This window comes from Corynebacterium aurimucosum ATCC 700975 (assembly GCF_000022905.1).
GTDB classification, from domain to species: domain Bacteria; phylum Actinomycetota; class Actinomycetes; order Mycobacteriales; family Mycobacteriaceae; genus Corynebacterium; species Corynebacterium aurimucosum_F.
Window position 1 is genome coordinate 1904582 of the sequence record NC_012590.1, and the last position, 16783, is coordinate 1921364.

Genomic DNA, 16783 nt, shown 5'->3' on the forward strand with positions numbered 1-16783 from the left:
TCAGCGGTGTGTCTTAGGGTTTATCGCTGAAAGAAGACACGCGCACTGTCAAAAGCACCGGACTTAACAAATGCTTGCCACAGAATTGCGATCATGCTGCCAACAGTCGCAATGCCTAGGAAGTAGTTCCAGAAGTTGGAGACCTTCGAGATAGAAGAGGAGTTCTCACCCGAGCTAAGGTTCTTATCTTTCGACGGGTTCTGCGGCTTCGGCTTCTCGCCGTCCGACGGGTTCTGCGGCTTCTCGCCCTCCGAAGGATCCTTTTCTTCTTCCTTCTTCTGTCCACAGCCTGGGGCGAGCTTGAGGGTCAGCTGCGCACTATCCACCTCCGGGTTGTAGTCGGCGCTGTACATACCCATGAACAAGAAGTCAACGCCCTCGACGTCACCAGAATCATTTGTTCCGGGCTGACGCTCGTACATCACGTCGGAAGCATTAAGCGTGAGAGTATCGCCGTCCTTGCTCCACTGTGCCTTACCGTGACCGAACGCCCCTTCACCAGTACGCTTGTTTGCTTCAACGCGGTCCTCAGGGGTGTACTCCGTCATGTGCTTGCCCTCAACAAAATAAGCCTCGTAGCCGGAGCCGAGCTGGGCTTTGTCCCCATTAGTTTCCACGAATGGGTTAATCATCTTGGAGTACAGCGCTCCGTGGTGGCCAGTGAAAGTAATCGAAGAGTCCTTGGCCTTGATCTTCGATGCAGTGACATTGCCGGCCTCGTCCACAGAGACTGTGGACGTCGCGGGATCGACTTCGAAGCCGAAGGTGAAATCGCTGCCCGTCGGATCGCCGTCCTCCTTCACCGTTCCGGTCGTCTCCCAGTCGCCCTTAGCGATTCGCCCCTTAATGTAGGAACGCCAGGAGTGCTTAACACCCCAGTTGATAGTGCCGGATTCGATGGTGCATGATTCTGCTTCTGCCGCGGTTGCCTGCGGCACAGTAATCGCCGTCGCTGCGATAGCGGTCACCAGGATTTTTTTAAACATGGAAGTCCTCCAGTTGATGCGAGAAAAGTGAATTGATTGTGGGCGTGGCACGCTGTGGTTGTACCTGCAGCCCGTTGACGGAGATCGGCCAGCCGTACACCTCTGACAAGATGGGACCGGTGAAAACCTCCGCCACGCGCCCTTGAGCTGCGATCCCCCCGCATGAGACGCACACGATGTGATCGCAATATGCGGCTGCCGCGTTCAGGTCATGGAGCACCACGAGTGCGGTTACTCCTGCCTCGCGGGCTAGGGCTTTCACAGAACCCAGTAACTGTTCTTGGTGGCGGATATCGAGGGCCGCTGTCGGTTCATCCAGCAGGATTATTGGAGTATTTTGTGCAAGAACACGGGCAAAGGCCACCCGCGCACGTTCACCACCTGAAAGCGTGCTGATATCGCGTCCGGAGAGATGAGCGACTCCAGCTATTTCAAGGGCGGCTTCGATAAACTGCTCGTCGAGTTGGGCGTGGGGCGTTCCGTGCCAAGGGCGGCGGCCCATCGCGACAACATCGCGTACCAGAAATTCAAAGGACACCGCGACATCCTGAAGCATCACCGCACGCTTGCGTGCGAGCTCACGGGGCGAGGTCTTCGGCGACAAACCGCCGACACTGATTTCACCGGAGAAGTCGATATCACCCGCGATCGCGCCAAGGACTGTTGACTTCCCGGCACCATTCGGGCCAATTAGTCCGGTGACCTCGCCTGGCCGGGCATTAAAGGTCACGCTGTCCACGAGGGTAACCCCGTCGACTTGGACGGTGAGGTTGTCCACGTTCAGCATCAGTGCACCCCCTTTCGCATCATGCGGCGCAACAGGATGAAGAAGGTCGGTCCGCCAACTAAGGCGGTAAAGATACCGATTGGGAGGTCCGCGAAGGGAATCAAGGTTCGTGCTGCCACATCCGCAAAGCCGATGAGCACCGCGCCACCTAGGGCGGATGCAGGAATGAGGATGTGATTTTGCGGTCCTACGATGCTGCGTAACAAGTGGGGAACGATGAGCCCAACAAAGCCGATGAGGCCGGCGAAGGACACAGCTGCTGCGGTAAGCACTGCGGACGCCACAATTGCCACAATGCGCAACACAGACACATCTACGCCAGTGTGCACAGCAGCGCGTTCACCCAGCGCGAGAATGTCAAGTTGCCTGCCCAAACGCAGGGCTACTGCTATACCGATAAGGACGATGGGAAGAACAACCCATACGTGCTTCCACTGCGAGCCGTTGAAGGAACCCATCTGCCAAAAAATGATGGCTTCCCGGTTGGCAGTCGGTGCCAGGTACACCATGAAGGAAATGATTGCATTGCACACTGCATTAATGGCGATGCCCGTGAGGATCAGGTGAACCACCGTGACGCGACCGTTATGGCGTGCAAGTTGGTAGATGATGAAGGTAACTAAAAGTGCGCTCAAGAAAGCCAGCGCTGGCACAGTGAAAGTTCCCACGAAGGTGAGGTTGAAGACGATCGCTACAGCCGCCCCAACACCTGCACCGGAGGTCACTCCGATGATGGATGGCTCCGCCAGAGGATTGGCAAAGATGGCCTGCATCAACGTGCCCGCAACGCCTAGAGCGGCGCCTACGAAGAGCCCCAAGACCAAGCGCGGCAGGCGAATATTCCATACCACGCTGGCTGTGAGGGACTCTTGCCCCGGCCCCAAAGCCAGAATCGGGAACAGATCAGAAAGTGCAATGTAGTACTGTCCGAGGACGATCGAGATGAGTCCCGCTAGAACAGCAAGCACCGCTAAGGATATGAATACCGATATCCGCTGAGTGCGGCGTCGTGTGAAGACGTCGCTATGCATTGTCTGGGTCATATACAGCCTTTGCGAGTTTGACCAGTGTCTGGCCGGTCATGGGGCCGAAGGCCAGGGACTGGCCGTCAGGAATGGTGACGATGCGCTGCTTTTGACCAGCAATGGTCTGCGCCACACCAGGACGTTCCAGTAGGCCGTCGACTCCGCCTGTGGATTTCAAACCATCGGTCATCATGATGATCACCTCTGGGTTGATGCGGGCCAGCGCTTCTGCGTTAGCAGGTTCGGCATAAGAAAGGTTGTTCTCCGCAGCGAGATCGACTCCTCCAATTCCTTCGATGAGGTCCTGGGCGCCGGTCCCCTCCCCCATGATGAAGAACACGCCGCCGTTTCCACGGGCGTAGAGGAAGGCCATACGCATTGGCTCCTCGGGGGCAATGGTCTTAATGGCTTCCTTCGACTCATCAATTTCCTTGATGGAGCGCTCTGATAACTTGCGGGCCTCGTCCGGAAGCCCGACGGTTTCACCCAGCGTGATGATGTCTTCGCCCACCGAGTCAATGGTCCGCTGCGGTTCCATGACCACAGTTGTCACACCTGCTTCACGGATCTGATCGATCGCATCACGGGGTCCAATGGAGTGGTCCACAATAACGAGCGTCGGATTAAGCTCCAGGACTGCTTCAACATTGATATTGTGGCCGCCTTCAGTCACGACGGGACGATCCGCCAGATTCGGTTCAGTGGAAGAGACGGTGCGGCCAACGATGTTGTCCGCAAGCCCCAAGCCGCTCAGCGTTTTGGTATAGGTCCCATAAATATCCAGCGCCAGAATCCGCGAGACATCCGTGACGGTGACGTCATAACCATCAGCGTCAGTAAGTTCCACCGGAAGTGCGGGCTGGACTTTAGTGCTTACGGGCTCGATATCGGCGAAGTCACTGACCTCAGTAACGCCTTCGAAGGAGCGCGGGTCGGAAAGGTCCTGCGGGTCCGGTAGCTGGTCTGTATAGCTTCCTTGCACGCCACAGGCAGTCAATCCCACGATGCACAGAAGCGGGATAAGGAAACGTAGGAGAAGTTTCACGGTGATCTTTCTAGGAGTTGTTCATAATGAGGCGGCTGGTGGAGCCTCCGGCGATAATGAGCCCGGCGATGAACAGGAGGAGGTAGGTAACTGGGTCATCGGTGGTGCCGTTCGCGGAGCTCGCGGACTTGATCTGGAATTTCTTTGAACCATCTTCGTAGCCCTGCGACGAATCACTGGCCAGCGCGTTGTCTACTGCTTCGGAGTTGACACCGCCACTGCCCTTCGACCCGGAGCCGGCACTGTCTCCCGCACTGGACGAGCTGCCACCACTAGTGCCGCCAACAGTGTCGTTGCAATCGGCGTTTCCGCCCAGGCTGGCGTTGAAACTTAACGGATCCAGCTGGGTTCCAGGCTCGTAAAATTCGGCAAAGGCCTTGGAGCCAACGTCAGTCAGGGATACTGTTGCTTCGCCCGATACGGCATCTGTTCCCACATCCAGAGACGTGAAATTCAGGTCGGCGATGGCGGTGCGTCCGAAGTCCTTCTTCTCGCCTTCCATGTTGGAGGAGCGCACATCGCCGATTAGTTTTCCGGTTTTACCGTTGAAGGAGATTTCTAGGTTCGCAATATTGAGGTCGAGCTTGCCGTGGTGGCCGGTGAACTGGATGTTTCCGCCGTACCGCACAGCACCTGTATCGTCCTTGACTGCGCCGGAGTTCCCGGAAAACTGGAATCGACCGTTGCTATAGCCGACGCCCGAGAGCTGCCATTTTCCTTGCGCAATGGAGCCGGTGATATAGGACTGGAATGATTTCTTCACTCCCCATTGCGCCGTCGCTTGGGTAACACCGGTGGCTTGGCACGTTTCGTTGGCTGCACCGGATGCTCCAGACGCTGCTGCAACCGAGCCCGTCGCACCCGTAGCGCCGGAGTTCGACCCGCTAGCCGTTGATGCTCCACCACTGTTTCCGCTGCCAGCTGCCGCTGTTTCTGGAAGGCCGTTGCCGCTTAAGTCCGAAGTAGTCGTGCTACCAGAGGTGGAGGTTCCAGACGACGTGCTAGCCGACGCCCCGGAAGCCCCCGAGGTAGTGTTGCCCCGCTTCTTGAATGAGTCCAACTCGTCCAAGAAGGACTGTGTATTGCCCATAAACGTGGTGATACCGTTCATGGTGTCATTGGTTTCGGACAAAATAGCCATGGCTTCCTTGTTGAAGCCCGTAAAGGTGCCGGTAATAGAGTTCAGCTTCCGTTTCGAGCCAGATCCATTGCCGCCTGAGCCGCCAGAACCAGAGCAGGATCCATCCAACGCAATGGTGCCTGAGGAAGGATCGAGTTTTTCACCCTGCTCATAGAAGCCCGTGAAAAGCTTGACTCCCCCGGCACTAAGGGACGTGGTTCCTGCCAGGTTCACTGCCGAGCCGTTGTCTTTGACAGGCTCCTGCAGATTAATGATGGCGATGACCTCATCGTCGCCTTGAATCTGGGCCCCGCGGGTGTAGTTGCTTCGGTTCAGTTCATAAGAAACGTAGTCAACCGTCACTTTTGCTTGGTCACCGGAAGCAATGACCTTGAAGTCCGACATTGTCATGTCGAGAACCCCGTCATGTCCTGTGAAGTTCAGCGTGCCTTGGAACGGGATGGTGACTGTACCGCCAGAGGACGTGGGCGCACTTGCTTGGAACACAAAAGCACCGTTGCCTTTTTCATCACCGCTAAAGCCGATACCGCTGGCTCCCCAGCCGCCGCGGGCGATATTGCCTTTGATGTAGCTTCGGAAGGATTGCTTGATCCCCCAGTTCCACGTACAGGAAGTCTCTGCGTGAGCTACCGGGGCGCTGTTCAAAAATGGAACGGCGCCGAGAGCAAGGGGAGCTGCGAGCACCACACCGCATGCTGAGCGCCAGAGATTGCGAATCATGTTGAGAACCTTGTTTCATCCAGATAGGGCTATAGGTTAGGCTTACCTTGGTTAGGTAATTCTGGCCTAAATTAACAGATTTGTCAACACATCAACCAAACGGGAGAAAACAGCATGCACAGCCACCCCCACACAGATATCTTCAGGAGCATTTACCCAGACGTAGATCCGACCCAAAAGTTCCCCCCGACGCTGTCCGAACGCGCGGCTTTAGCGTTCGCCGTCGGTGTGTTTATGTTCGGCGGCGTGAAAGGGGATCTACTCATCGCCGGTGCAGGACTGGCGTTTGTTGTCGGCTGCGTTTGGGCGCTTTCCCGAAAAACTCCCCGGCGCATCCGAACTGAAGCACGTAGCCGGTTTCCCCAAGAACCGTGGGCGGAGGCACCTAGCCCCTTCATCCCTGTCTTGTGGTTCGCACTCGGCGCACTCGCCGTGGCCGCCTGGTGGTTTACCCCTGATGAGTTTCTCGTATGGAGTGCTTGCTCAATAGCCATCCTGGCAGCCGCTGTGACGTGGTACATGCCGGTTATACAGGCTCAACGCTCAGCTGCGCCTGTAGGACCTAATGTAAACCTGTAGCCCCACCAAGGTTCCGTGGCACTGAGAGCAAAATCGTTGAAACGAGCAAAAACTAGGTGCGGGTTGCCCATCACACAGGCGTGCCGGTTCCGCAAAGTTCAGCACAGCAACGGGACAGTAGGCGGGCACTACAGCTACCATGCCAGCTGTGACTGACAAATTCCGCCACTTGCCACCGCCCGGCCCCGCGTGGGGCGGCAGCCTCATGGGTACCTCCATCGTCTCCCGGCTACTCGTTGAGGAAGGCATGCTTACAGCCTCCGCTGTTTTCGCAGCGCTGGCCTGCGTCATCCTCCTCGTGCTCACGGTGGGTTTCGCGGCATACCGCCAGCCCAGCTTTGCGCGAACCTCAATGGCTGAATGGTCGATGTACTTCATCGGCATCCTGGCACTCGGCGCAGCACTGTCCGGGTTGACGGATATCGGAACCTTCCGCCTAGTCGGCTTCTGGATAGGCGGCCCAGTCACCGTCATCACCTGGGCTATTCAGCTCACCCGCTTCGACGGCCAGCCACGCTTTACCTGGGGCCTACCGCTGGTCGGCCCCATGATTTCCTCCTCCGTGGCCGGCTTCCTCGCCTTGGACTACGGGGAGGCCTACCACGTCATGGGCACAGTGCTCTTTGTCATGTCGATCTCTACTGCGGTCCCCATTTTTATCCGTGTGTATTGGGCCGCTTGGCACGGCAAAGTCAATCTCACCGGTGCCAACTCCGCAACGGCCTGGGTTCCACTGGGCGTGGTGGGCCAATCCACCACCGCGATGCAGATCCTCCACCCCGGCACTTTCTCTGTCTACTACGGGCTCACCGCCATGGTGATCGCCATTCCCCTCGCGCTCTATGCCATGGTCACCTTCTACCCCAACGTTGCGCGCTGGGTGGATTACTCTCCTGCCTGGTGGGCGTGCACCTTCCCGCCGGGGACGGTCAGCATGGGCGGGCACCAGGTAGCGCTGGTGAATGGCTCGGAGCTTCTCGACGTCATCGCGCTCAGCATCCCGGTACTCCTCATCGCGCACTGGTCTGCCTGTTCCTGCCGCTTCATAAGCTGGCTCATCGAAGGCCGACGCGCACAGCGAAGCGGGGCCAGCCCAGTCTCGGACTAGCCCCGCCACGCGAAAATCTGGACGCTTAGGAAGCCTTAGTTCTCGGCCTTCTCAAACTGAATGACCTGGCCCTGGCTGCCCAGCGCAAAGGTGTTGCCCTCTACGGGGAAGACAACTGGCTTGGCGGAGAGGATGGCGTTGAGCGCATCGGCATCAGCCATCTCATCCGGGGCGCAGACACGCATCGTGGAGTTCAGGTTCTCCACCACGATGGCATCGGTCTGATCCAGCTTGTAGCTGCCGCCACCGGAGTTGCAGCCATCGTTGAAGTTCAGCGTTCCATCCTCGTTGAAGGTCACGGAGATCTCCGGGTTCTTCTTTGCAGTGAAGGTCCCGTTGAGAACCTTCTGGGCCTCATCGGCCGGCAGCTTATCCTGCAGGCCGTCAACGTCTTCGTACTTCTCAATCAAGCCAGAACCTTCCGGTGCTTCCGAATCCTCCGAGGAGGAGAAGGAGTCACCGAACAGACGCGAGCTCAGCTCCTGAATCTGGCTGGTCTTCACAGAGTCGACGGAGGACATCTCTTGCGCACCGGCGGTACCGGCACCCAGGACGCTGCCGGCGAGGGCGACGAACGCGGTTGCAGTGGTTACTTTCTTCAGTGTGCGTGAAATCATGGCCCCGAAGCTATCGAGCATCACCGGCAGCATCAACCCATATCATGCGTTTCTGATGATATTTTACGGCAACTCCAACACTCTAAACCCTCAGAAAAGCTCCTCAGAAAACGGCACTGCGCTGGGGTTTAAGTGCGCTTAACGTAGCCCATCCGCGGGCGGAAGCCCTGCGGGTGCTTCATCTGCGCCACTGCATCCCCGATGATCATGCGGTGGCGGGCGCTGACGGACGTCGGCATCTGCGCCACGGAGAACCACTGCGCGTCAAGGTTTTCTTCGTCGGAGACCACCGGCTCCGCATCATCCGGCACGGAAACGCGAATGGCGGTATCCATGAACATGCATTTGTCCCCATTGGGGTAGACCACGGGGCCCACCTGCCCCACCCCAAGAAGCGCTTCGATGCGCCCGTCAAGACCAATCTCTTCTTTAACTTCACGCAGTGCGGTCGCCGTAATCTCCTCACCTGGCTCACAGATACCGGAGATAGGACCCCACGCACCAGTATCGGCACGCTGAGCAAGCAGGACCGATGGCAGCTCCCAAATCGCGGAGCCGGTAGGCACGGCCCGCACAATAACCGCGGTCACGCCGGGCAAAAAGAGCTGCTCGTGGCCGATTTTCTCACGCAGGGACACAATATAATCAGGAGTTGGCATGGGCTTTATCTTAGCGTCTTAGAGCTGCGCCAGAATCTCCGGCAGGAGCGCTTCAATGTCAGAGGCGGGAGTAAAAGACATCTCTGCCTCCGAACCGTGAGCACAACTCTCACTACCCGCGGCCGCTTCCGTCGTACCGGACAGAACTCCCACAATCACGCCTTCATAGGGGCTGCCCGGCGCGCCAAAGACCGGTGCGCCGGAATCACCATGTGTGGAGCAGACGTGGGCGCGCGCAGAGATAGTATCCACAGTGCGCTCACCAAACTGGAGTTTCCCGTGTCCCTCTCCGTGTGTGAGCGGGCCGCAGGTCTCACCGGTGATGCGCCCCAGCTTGCACACCTCATCGGGAAGTTCCTCCTGCTCGGCCGCGACCACGCTGGTGGGCATGTCCTGCGGAACATAAAACTCCGCCTGCCGCGTTATCTCCACCAAGGCGAAATCAAGCTGGTGCGTGTCCGGTGCGCTGAGGTCGGAGTAGATGATGCTGCCAACGGGCTCGGCCGGGTATATAAATTCCCCGTCCGCGGCACCCGCCCACACCGTATCCCCGGGCTCACCGCAGTGGGAGGCGGTAACGGCGATGGTGCGGCCGTCGTCAAGCACAAAGCTCCACGCCACCGTGCAGAGGTTGAAGTCGAAGGCTTCGCCGGGAACGGGCTGCATGCTAGAGATATCCAATGCTGCCCCCGGCGGCACCGGAGACGCACCCGGAGTGTGTGTTTGCGGCGGGGGCGGCTCAATCGTGGTGTTCTCGAACGGATGTGAGGCGGCCTCGGGAACGGGTTCAACGCCCGTGTGCACCGTGCACCCAGCCGCCGCCAGAGCTGCTGTGTTGAGTACCCCAAGCAGGAGAAACCTAGGCATCCTCTTCTGGTGCAGCCTCACCCGAGTCCGCCTTATTCTCCTTATTTTCCTTCTCCATCTCCGCGACCTGCTTCATGTCACGGATGAACTTTTCTGGGTCAAATTCGGTGAAATACTCCGGGCCCGAGAACTGTTCCTGTGCCATGGGCTTAAACCTCCGTGCTCTTGATGTACTGCGTGATGTAATCCTTCACCGCCGCGGCATCGTTTGGCAGGTCGGTGACGTGACGCTCGGCTTCAAGGATTTCGGCGAAACGCTCCGGCACCTCCGGCTCGCTGCCAATGGCTTCCTTGATGGTCTCCGCAAACTTCACCGGCAGGGCGGTCTCCAGACAGATGATGGGGGTATCGACCCCATACTCTTCCTGTACCGCGCGGGCGACCTTGATGCCGTCGGCCGTGTGCGGATCCACCAGCACGTCGTAGCGCTCGTGGACATCCTTAATGGTGGCGAGGCGGTCCGCGTGGGTGGAGGAACCGGACAAGAAACCGTACTCCGCGTGGGCGGCGTCAAGTGCCTGCTTGTCGACGTTAAACCCGCCTTCCTTCACCTTTGTCCCGAAAAGCTCCTTAATCTGTGCGGCATCGCGGCCCAGCAGATCAAAAGCGAAGCGCTCAAAGTTGGAGGCGCGGGAAATATCCATCGACGGCGAGGAGGTTTTGTACGTCTGCTCCGAGGAACGCGGGCGGTAGCTGCCGGTGCGGAAGAACTCATCGAGCACGTCGTTTTCATTGGTCGCGACGATGAGTTTGTCGATGGGCAGGCCCATCTGGCGGGCGATGTGGCCGGCGCAGATATCCCCAAAGTTGCCAGTCGGGACGCTGAAGGAGACCCTCTCCGTGTTTTCCGTGGTGATCTTGAGGTAGCAATTGATGTAGTAGACCACCTGCGCCATGAGGCGAGCCCAGTTAATGGAGTTGACCGCGCCGATGCGGTTCTCTGCCTTGAAATTAGCGTCGGCCGAAACAGCCTTGACCACGTCCTGGCAATCATCAAAGACGCCGTCGAGGGCGATATTGCAGATATTCGGATCATCCAGGCCGAACATCTGGGCCTGCTGGAAGGGCGTCATGCGCCCGGCCGGGGTCAGCATGAAGACACGGATGCCCTTGCGCCCGCGCATGGCGTACTCCGCCGAGGAACCGGTATCGCCAGAGGTAGCGCCCAGAATATTGAGGGTTTCGCCGCGGCGGGCCAGCTCGTATTCGAAGAGCTCGCCCAACATCTGCATGGCCATGTCCTTGAAGGCGGCCGTCGGCCCCTCAGAGAGGTGGCCAATGTAGAGCCCCTCCCCCAGCTCGCTGACGGGGACAATCTCCTCGTGATCAAACTTGGGGTAGGTATAGGCGCGCTGGGCAATTCCTTCGAGGTCTTCTGCGGGAATATCATCCACGAAGAGCTTGAGCACGTCCGCGGCCAAGGCCGCGTAGCCGCCCTCCGCCAAGGTCTGGCGCCAGTGAGTCAGGGTGGCGTCATCGATGCGGGGGTAAGTTTCCGGCAGGTAGAGGCCGCCATCGGGGGCCAAGCCTCCCAGAAGGATATCCGTAAAGGAGGCGGGATGGCGGTCGGTATCGCGGGTCGAAATGTACTTCACCCCCTGCATCTTAGTTGGTGCCGCGTAAAGTATCAGCCATGTCGGTTCCTCATCCTCGCAATGTAATTACCACTAAGGCTCTCTCCGTGTGGGTAGCTGCGGTGTTGGTCTACATCGTGGCAATTACCGGCCGCACATCATTTGGCGTAGCGGGGCTCGAGGCCATCGACCGCTTCGACGTCGATGCCTCGCGCATTGCTGTTTTCACCTCTGTACAACTGGGCATTTATTCACTGGCGCAGATCCCTACCGGCATGCTCATTGATAAGTTCGGCCCGCGGCGCTTGCTCGTCATCGGCTCCATCATCATGGGCGCGGGCCAGGTGCTCCTCGGTTTCACCAGCAATTATTGGGTAGCCATTGCCGCCCGTCTGCTCATCGGAGCAGGTGATGCCACCGCTTTCTTGTCGGTGATGCGCATCCTGCCCTATTGGTTCCCGCTGCACCGCACCCCCATGTTCACCCAGGTCACCTCCTCGCTGGGGCAGCTAGGCCAGTTCATATCCGCCCTGCCTTTTGCCATGCTGTTGGGCTGGGGCGGATGGACCATGGCCTTCGTTACCTTGGGTGCGGTGGGCATTCTCATCGCCGTCGCGGCCGCGGTGGCGGTTGCGGATTCCCCTGAATCACTCGGCATCGTGCCCAAGCCGAAGGAAAAACCGAACGCGAAGCCGGAGAGCACTGCCGCGCTATTATCCACCGTTTTCCGTTCCCCCGTAGCCTGGCAGGCATTCTTCATTCACTGGATTGGTCTGGGAGCCACCAACGTGTTTGTCATGCTGTGGGGCGTGCCCCTGATGACCGCGGGCATGGATTTTTCTAAGACTAGCGCCGGCTGGATCCTGACGTGGTTTAGCGTTTTCATGGTGCTGATTGGCCCACTGCACGGCAGGTTATCGTCTAGATCCAGGGGTTTCCGCCCCTGGCTGGCCTTGGGGTTTGTGGCTTTCCACTGCGCGGTGTGGGTCCTGTTTTTCCTCTTCGGCGGCAGCTATCTCTCACTGATCATCCTCATCAGCGTGGTGGCCCTGTGCACACCGGTGGCAAATTATGGATTCGACATTGTTCGTGAAAACCTGGATCGCCGCGTCGTCGCGACGGCGACGGGTCTGGGAAACATGGGCGGCTTCATCGCCACAGTCATCGGCGCCCAGCTCATTGGCATGGTTCTCGATCACTTGGGCAATGGACCGGACTATCCCTTCCATGATTTCCGGCTCGCCGCCTGGGCAGTCTTTGGCGTGTGGTGCATTGGCATCGTGGGTGTTCTCGTCACCCACATCCTGCGCAGCCGAGGCGAGGAAGAAGGACCGCACGCCAGAATCGTCCAGGTGAGTTAGTAAGGGCGGGACTACTGAAAGGCCAAGGCACTCAACGGCGCCTCAAGGGACAGCCCATTGGCCACTTCAAAGACACCGAGCCCACCGCCGATGGGGACAAGAACGGCGATGCTCACCCCCACTGCGGTCCTGAGCAGCTCGCGTAATTTTCGTCGTTTCTCCACCTCAACGCACCAACCTTTATCGTTTCGTTATCTGTGCGTGTGAGCTTAAGAGCTGCGGCTGCAAGGCAAATCCTCATTGACTGCGCATCACCTGCCAGTCCCTGTGGGCTCCGTGGCAACAAGCTCAACCGGTGGTGTTCACCAGGCTTATTCGGCTGGGGTGGACTCCACAAAAATCGGGCCATCCACTGGGGCGACGACACCGGCATCAAAGGCGGCGAGCACTCCCTTCGCATCATCCTTCGTGATGGCGCCTGCCTCGACGGCCTTCTCCAGATCCGCCTCAAGCGTCTGACGGGAGCGGTACCTATCCGACGCCACCGACAAGAGTCCGCGCGGCACTGACTCCGATGGGATCCCCAGTGCTTCCGCCAGCGAGACAATGCGATCCTTTTCAGCCGGGTCAAGCTCGGCACCTACCGACGGATCCTGTGGGACGCCACCGTCGACCACCTGCTCCACCGTCAATGCCCCCTCCGGCACCTGGTGCCGCTCCGTAGCCCACCAGCCCGCGCCGACGGCGGTGATGACTGCCACCACCACGAGGACCCATACGACGATAATCTGCTTGGACTTCACGGCCACAATTTTAGACTTCTCTCACATTCGCGGCTTAATCCGCGCGGGGGCCAAAGGTTCCAAAGGAATTGCCATGCGCCGGGTGCGGCGAATCGAGGCGCTCGGACAGTGCATCGATGATGGAGCGGATGGTGGACTCCGCCACGGAACGATCCAGGCTGTTGCGGCGCGGGGCCTCAGTCTTCGGCTCAGTAGGGACAACGCGCGGCTTGTCGACGTCCAACCGCATCACCGTCCCCTCCACGCTCAGCGCGGCGGCGGGGTCGCACCCAGCAGCGCGGGCGGCGGAGAGGAAGGCGTCGAGATCAGCAAGAGTGGCATCGTTGAGGTCGAGGGACAGGTTGAGGCTCATGGTGTGCTCCTTTGAGCGGCGCGGGGATTATGACTGTTTACTGCAACCTAAGGCTATCGGCTGATCACCTGATAGAACAGGGGCTTGCTCCAAAGTCAGGGAAAGATCCGGGTGAGCTCAGGGTGCGGATCAGGGGCGGAGCAACTGCCTTCTGCTAGTCATGCTCGAAAGACTCCGCCTCACCCCAGAACACCTCATCCACAATCTTCCGCGCGTGCCGGGTCACCTTGAGGTAATGCTCCAGGAATTGCTGATTGCGCTCGGGTTCCCACCCAGCCGCGCCGGCCACCTGCGCCAGCTGCGGGCCCGGTGCCGGTAGCTGGTCCACGCGTTTGCCGCGCACCAGCACCAGCGCATTGCGGGCATCGGTGGCCAAGAGCCAGGCCTCCCGCAACTCCTGTACTTGTTCGACAGGGATAACCTCATTGTCCTCGAGGGCATCGAGCACTCGCAGCGTGGACGGGTCATGCAACGCTGGAACCTCGTGCGCGTGCATCATCTGGAGCAGCTGAACGGTCCATTCGATATCCGTGAGCCCGCCGCGCCCCAGCTTGGTGTGGGTATTGCGGTCAGCGCCGCGCGGAAGGCGCTCATTATCAACGCGCGCCTTCATTCGGCGGATATCACGAATCGTCTTCTCACTCACGCCCTTCGGCGGATAGCGGAAGGCATCCACCATGGTGAGGAAACGTGTACCGACTTCCTCATCTCCAGCCACGAAGGCAGCGCGGAGCAAAGCCTGCATCTCCCAGGGCTCGCCCCACCGCGAGTAATAGCGCTCATAGGATTCGATCGAGCGCACGACCGCTCCCGAGCGACCCTCTGGCCGCAAGCCCAAGTCCACGTCCAAGGGCGGATCCCCGGAAGGCTTTGCCAGACGGCGGCGCAGTTTCTCAATGATGCCGATGGCCCACGGCAGAGCTTCTTCTTCGGCATTATCACCTGTTGGCTCCGCCACCACGATGACATCGGCATCTGAACCAAAGCCCAGCTCCATGCCACCGAGCCGCCCCATGCCAATCACGGCGATGCGGGCTGGTGGCTCGGCATCCTCGTGACTCAGCCTCCAAGCCCTGACCTCGGCGCGCAGCGCGGCTTCCAACACAGCGTTCCAGATGGTGGACAGTTCAAAACACACTTGTTGAACCGGCAAGAAGCCCAACAAATCAGCAGCGGCAATCCGCGCCAGCTCTGCGCGGCGAAGGGATCTGGCTACCGACACTGCCTTGTCTGGGTTCGCGTGGCGCTTGGTGGAATTAATCAAGGCGGAAGACACTTGCTCGGGCTTGGTCTCCAGCAGTTTGGGCCCTGCCGCGCCGTCGGAGAGCTGCTTGACGACGTCTGGGGCGCGAATAATGAGCTCCGATGTGAAGGGCGAGGTGCCCAGAATCTTCATGAGGCGTTGGCCGACAACGCCTTCGTCACGAAGCATGCGCAAGAACCACGTCCGGTCATAAGCTGCCTCAGAAAGCTTGCGGTAATTCAGCAGGCCCATGTCGGGGTCAGCGGTATTAGAGAGCCACTCCATCAGCGTCGGCAGCAGGATGGCCTGGATGCGTGCCTTGCGCGACTGCCCCGCTGCCAGGGAGGTGAGGTGCTCGAAAGCACGGTCTGGGTGGCGATAGCCCAGTGCTGCCAACTGCAATAGCGCGGCTTCGCGGGAGAGCTTGAGTTCATCCGCCGACATCGAGGCCACGGAATTGAGCAGCGGGCGGTAAAACAAGCGCGAGTGGAGCTCTGAGATAAGCAGGCGAACCTTCCGCAGCTGGGTATTCATCTGGTCCGCTGCTGACTGATGCCCCTGCGGGTGGAAGCCTGAGTTGATGGCTAGCCACGTGAGCGCCTTGTTGTCATCTTTCTCCGGCAGGGTGTGTGTACGGCGGAAGCGCTCCAGCTGGAGGCGGTGCTCAAGCAAACGCAGAAACTCGTAGGCCTCGATGAGCTGGGTGCCGTCTTCACGTCCGACATACCCGGCGCGCACGAGCGCTGCCAGTGCATCAACCGTGGCGAGCGTGCGCAAGGAATCATCCGAGCGCCCATGCACCAACTGCAGCAACTGGACGGCGAACTCCACGTCACGCAGGCCGCCCTCCCCCAGCTTGAGCTCTCTAAGGCGCATCTCCTCGGGGACATTATCCAGTACACGGCGACGCATAGCTTGAACGTCTTCCACGAAGGACTCCCGCTGCGAGGCAGTCCACACCATCGGCCCGATCTGTTCCAGGTAGTCCGTGCCCAAGGGCAGATAGCCGGTTTGCGGCCGTGCCTTCAACAGCGCTTGGAACTCCCAGGTTTCTGCCCACCGCTTGTAATAAGCCACGTGCGAATCAAGAGTTCGGACTAGCGCACCAGACTTTCCTTCCGGGCGCAGGTTGGCGTCAACCTCGAAGAAGCAGGCCGAGCCAATCCGGTTGAATTCCGACGCTAGGCGGGTGATCCGTGGTGTCGCCTCGGAGCCCACGAAGATCACATCCACGTCGGAGATGTAGTTCAATTCGCCCGCGCCACACTTACCCATCGCGATGACGGCCAGCTGCGCATCGAGTGGCTCATCCCCATAGACCACCCGGACCGCACCGGCGAGTGCTGCCGTCAAGGCGGCATCTGCGAGGGCCGTCGTCAGCCTGGTGACCTCCCGGAAACCTACTCGCGGTTGTGGGCGTGACTGCCCCTTGCGCGAGTGAAATGTACCTGCGAGATCGTGGGCGGCAATGCGCATCATCAGCGTCCGGTAGGCCACTTTGAGTGATGCTTTATGGTCCCCCGGTGCTGCCCGGTAGGTGCCGGGAGAGGTCAGGTCGGGGCTCGCGGTGTCAGGCTGGTCTGGTTGCTCAACGTATGTCGCAGGTTCCGCCCCGACCCTTGTGAGCAGCGTGTGCAGCATTTCGGTAGGAGTCGGCAGCGCCCGCTGCAGCTCGTGCCAGGTTTCTGGGTTCGCGGCGAGGTGATCACCGAACGCCGAGGAGCCGCCCAGTAGGGCGATGAGCCGCACCCGGAATGTCTCGTCCTCGCGCATCGCCGGGCCAATCTCAGGCGCTCCCTCGACGATCCTCATCAACGTGTTGAGGGCCATATCGGGATCGCCTGCTCCGGCCAGTGTCCACAGCAGTTCTAGGGACTCAGGATTATCCCACCCGAGGCGGGATAGATCCTCCGCAGCAGTTGGCCGGGTCAGACCAAGAGTAGCTGGGGACGGTACTGATGCTGGACGCATACTTC

At 59.5% G+C, this 16783-nt stretch carries 15 protein-coding genes; 2 read left to right on the forward strand and 13 right to left on the reverse strand.

From position 1 onward, the window contains the following. Window positions 1-20: 20 nt before the first annotated feature. The 5 genes from CAURI_RS08960 to CAURI_RS08980 are packed head-to-tail and all read right to left on the reverse strand — an operon-like array spanning window position 21 to window position 5704. Complete coding sequence (locus CAURI_RS08960; RefSeq protein WP_010190606.1) at window positions 21-986, reverse strand: HtaA domain-containing protein; 966 nt, start codon at window positions 984-986, stop codon at window positions 21-23. Then, window positions 979-1773, reverse strand: coding sequence for an ABC transporter ATP-binding protein (locus CAURI_RS08965; protein ID WP_010190607.1), 795 nt, complete (start codon window positions 1771-1773; stop codon window positions 979-981). The genes CAURI_RS08960 and CAURI_RS08965 overlap by 8 nt, the downstream gene beginning before the upstream one ends. After that, window positions 1773-2816, reverse strand: coding sequence for a FecCD family ABC transporter permease (locus CAURI_RS08970; protein WP_012715167.1), 1044 nt, complete (start codon window positions 2814-2816; stop codon window positions 1773-1775). Before CAURI_RS08970 ends, CAURI_RS08965 begins: the two co-directional genes overlap by 1 nt. Further along, window positions 2797-3843, reverse strand: coding sequence for a heme/hemin ABC transporter substrate-binding protein (locus tag CAURI_RS08975; protein ID WP_010190610.1), 1047 nt, complete (start codon window positions 3841-3843; stop codon window positions 2797-2799). The genes CAURI_RS08970 and CAURI_RS08975 overlap by 20 nt, the downstream gene beginning before the upstream one ends. Before the next feature lie 10 nt (window positions 3844-3853). Next, window positions 3854-5704: an HtaA domain-containing protein gene (locus CAURI_RS08980; RefSeq protein WP_010190611.1), complete on the reverse strand. Its 1851-nt coding sequence runs from the start codon at window positions 5702-5704 to the stop codon at window positions 3854-3856. A 718-nt stretch (window positions 5705-6422) separates the two neighbouring features. Between CAURI_RS08980 and CAURI_RS08990 the strand changes: the two genes are divergently transcribed. Then, window positions 6423-7391: a TDT family transporter gene (locus CAURI_RS08990; RefSeq protein ID WP_010190616.1), complete on the forward strand. Its 969-nt coding sequence runs from the start codon at window positions 6423-6425 to the stop codon at window positions 7389-7391. Between the two features lie 35 nt (window positions 7392-7426). On the opposite strand, the gene CAURI_RS08995 is transcribed toward CAURI_RS08990, so the two are convergent. From CAURI_RS08995 to thrC, 5 genes are all read right to left on the reverse strand, one after another. Beyond that, entirely contained in the window at window positions 7427-8008 is a 582-nt protein-coding gene (locus tag CAURI_RS08995; protein WP_236660814.1) for an META domain-containing protein, read from the reverse strand. A gap of 128 nt (window positions 8009-8136) precedes the next feature. Next, window positions 8137-8667: an NUDIX hydrolase gene (locus CAURI_RS09000; RefSeq protein WP_010190620.1), complete on the reverse strand. Its 531-nt coding sequence runs from the start codon at window positions 8665-8667 to the stop codon at window positions 8137-8139. A gap of 18 nt (window positions 8668-8685) precedes the next feature. After that, entirely contained in the window at window positions 8686-9534 is an 849-nt protein-coding gene (locus CAURI_RS09005) for a trypsin-like serine protease (protein WP_157860609.1), read from the reverse strand. After that, complete coding sequence (locus CAURI_RS13940) at window positions 9527-9679, reverse strand: hypothetical protein (RefSeq protein ID WP_010190622.1); 153 nt, start codon at window positions 9677-9679, stop codon at window positions 9527-9529. Before CAURI_RS13940 ends, CAURI_RS09005 begins: the two co-directional genes overlap by 8 nt. Window positions 9680-9683: 4 nt before the next feature. Beyond that, window positions 9684-11129, reverse strand: a complete 1446-nt coding sequence (gene thrC, locus CAURI_RS09010; RefSeq protein WP_010190623.1) for a threonine synthase — start codon at window positions 11127-11129, stop codon at window positions 9684-9686. A 38-nt stretch (window positions 11130-11167) separates the two neighbouring features. On the opposite strand from thrC, the gene CAURI_RS09015 reads away from it, so the two are divergent. Next, on the forward strand, window positions 11168-12469 hold the full coding sequence (locus CAURI_RS09015) for an MFS transporter (RefSeq protein ID WP_029159014.1): 1302 nt from the start codon (window positions 11168-11170) through the stop codon (window positions 12467-12469). 311 nt (window positions 12470-12780) lie between these two features. Here the strand turns inward: CAURI_RS09015 and CAURI_RS09020 are convergent, their stop codons facing one another. From CAURI_RS09020 to CAURI_RS09030, 3 genes are all read right to left on the reverse strand, one after another. Then, complete coding sequence (locus CAURI_RS09020; protein ID WP_236660813.1) at window positions 12781-13212, reverse strand: hypothetical protein; 432 nt, start codon at window positions 13210-13212, stop codon at window positions 12781-12783. Between the two features lie 34 nt (window positions 13213-13246). Beyond that, entirely contained in the window at window positions 13247-13564 is a 318-nt protein-coding gene (locus tag CAURI_RS09025) for a hypothetical protein (RefSeq protein ID WP_010190627.1), read from the reverse strand. A 154-nt stretch (window positions 13565-13718) separates the two neighbouring features. Next, window positions 13719-16778, reverse strand: coding sequence for a bifunctional [glutamine synthetase] adenylyltransferase/[glutamine synthetase]-adenylyl-L-tyrosine phosphorylase (locus CAURI_RS09030; protein WP_012715169.1), 3060 nt, complete (start codon window positions 16776-16778; stop codon window positions 13719-13721). Window positions 16779-16783: the final 5 nt, after the last annotated feature.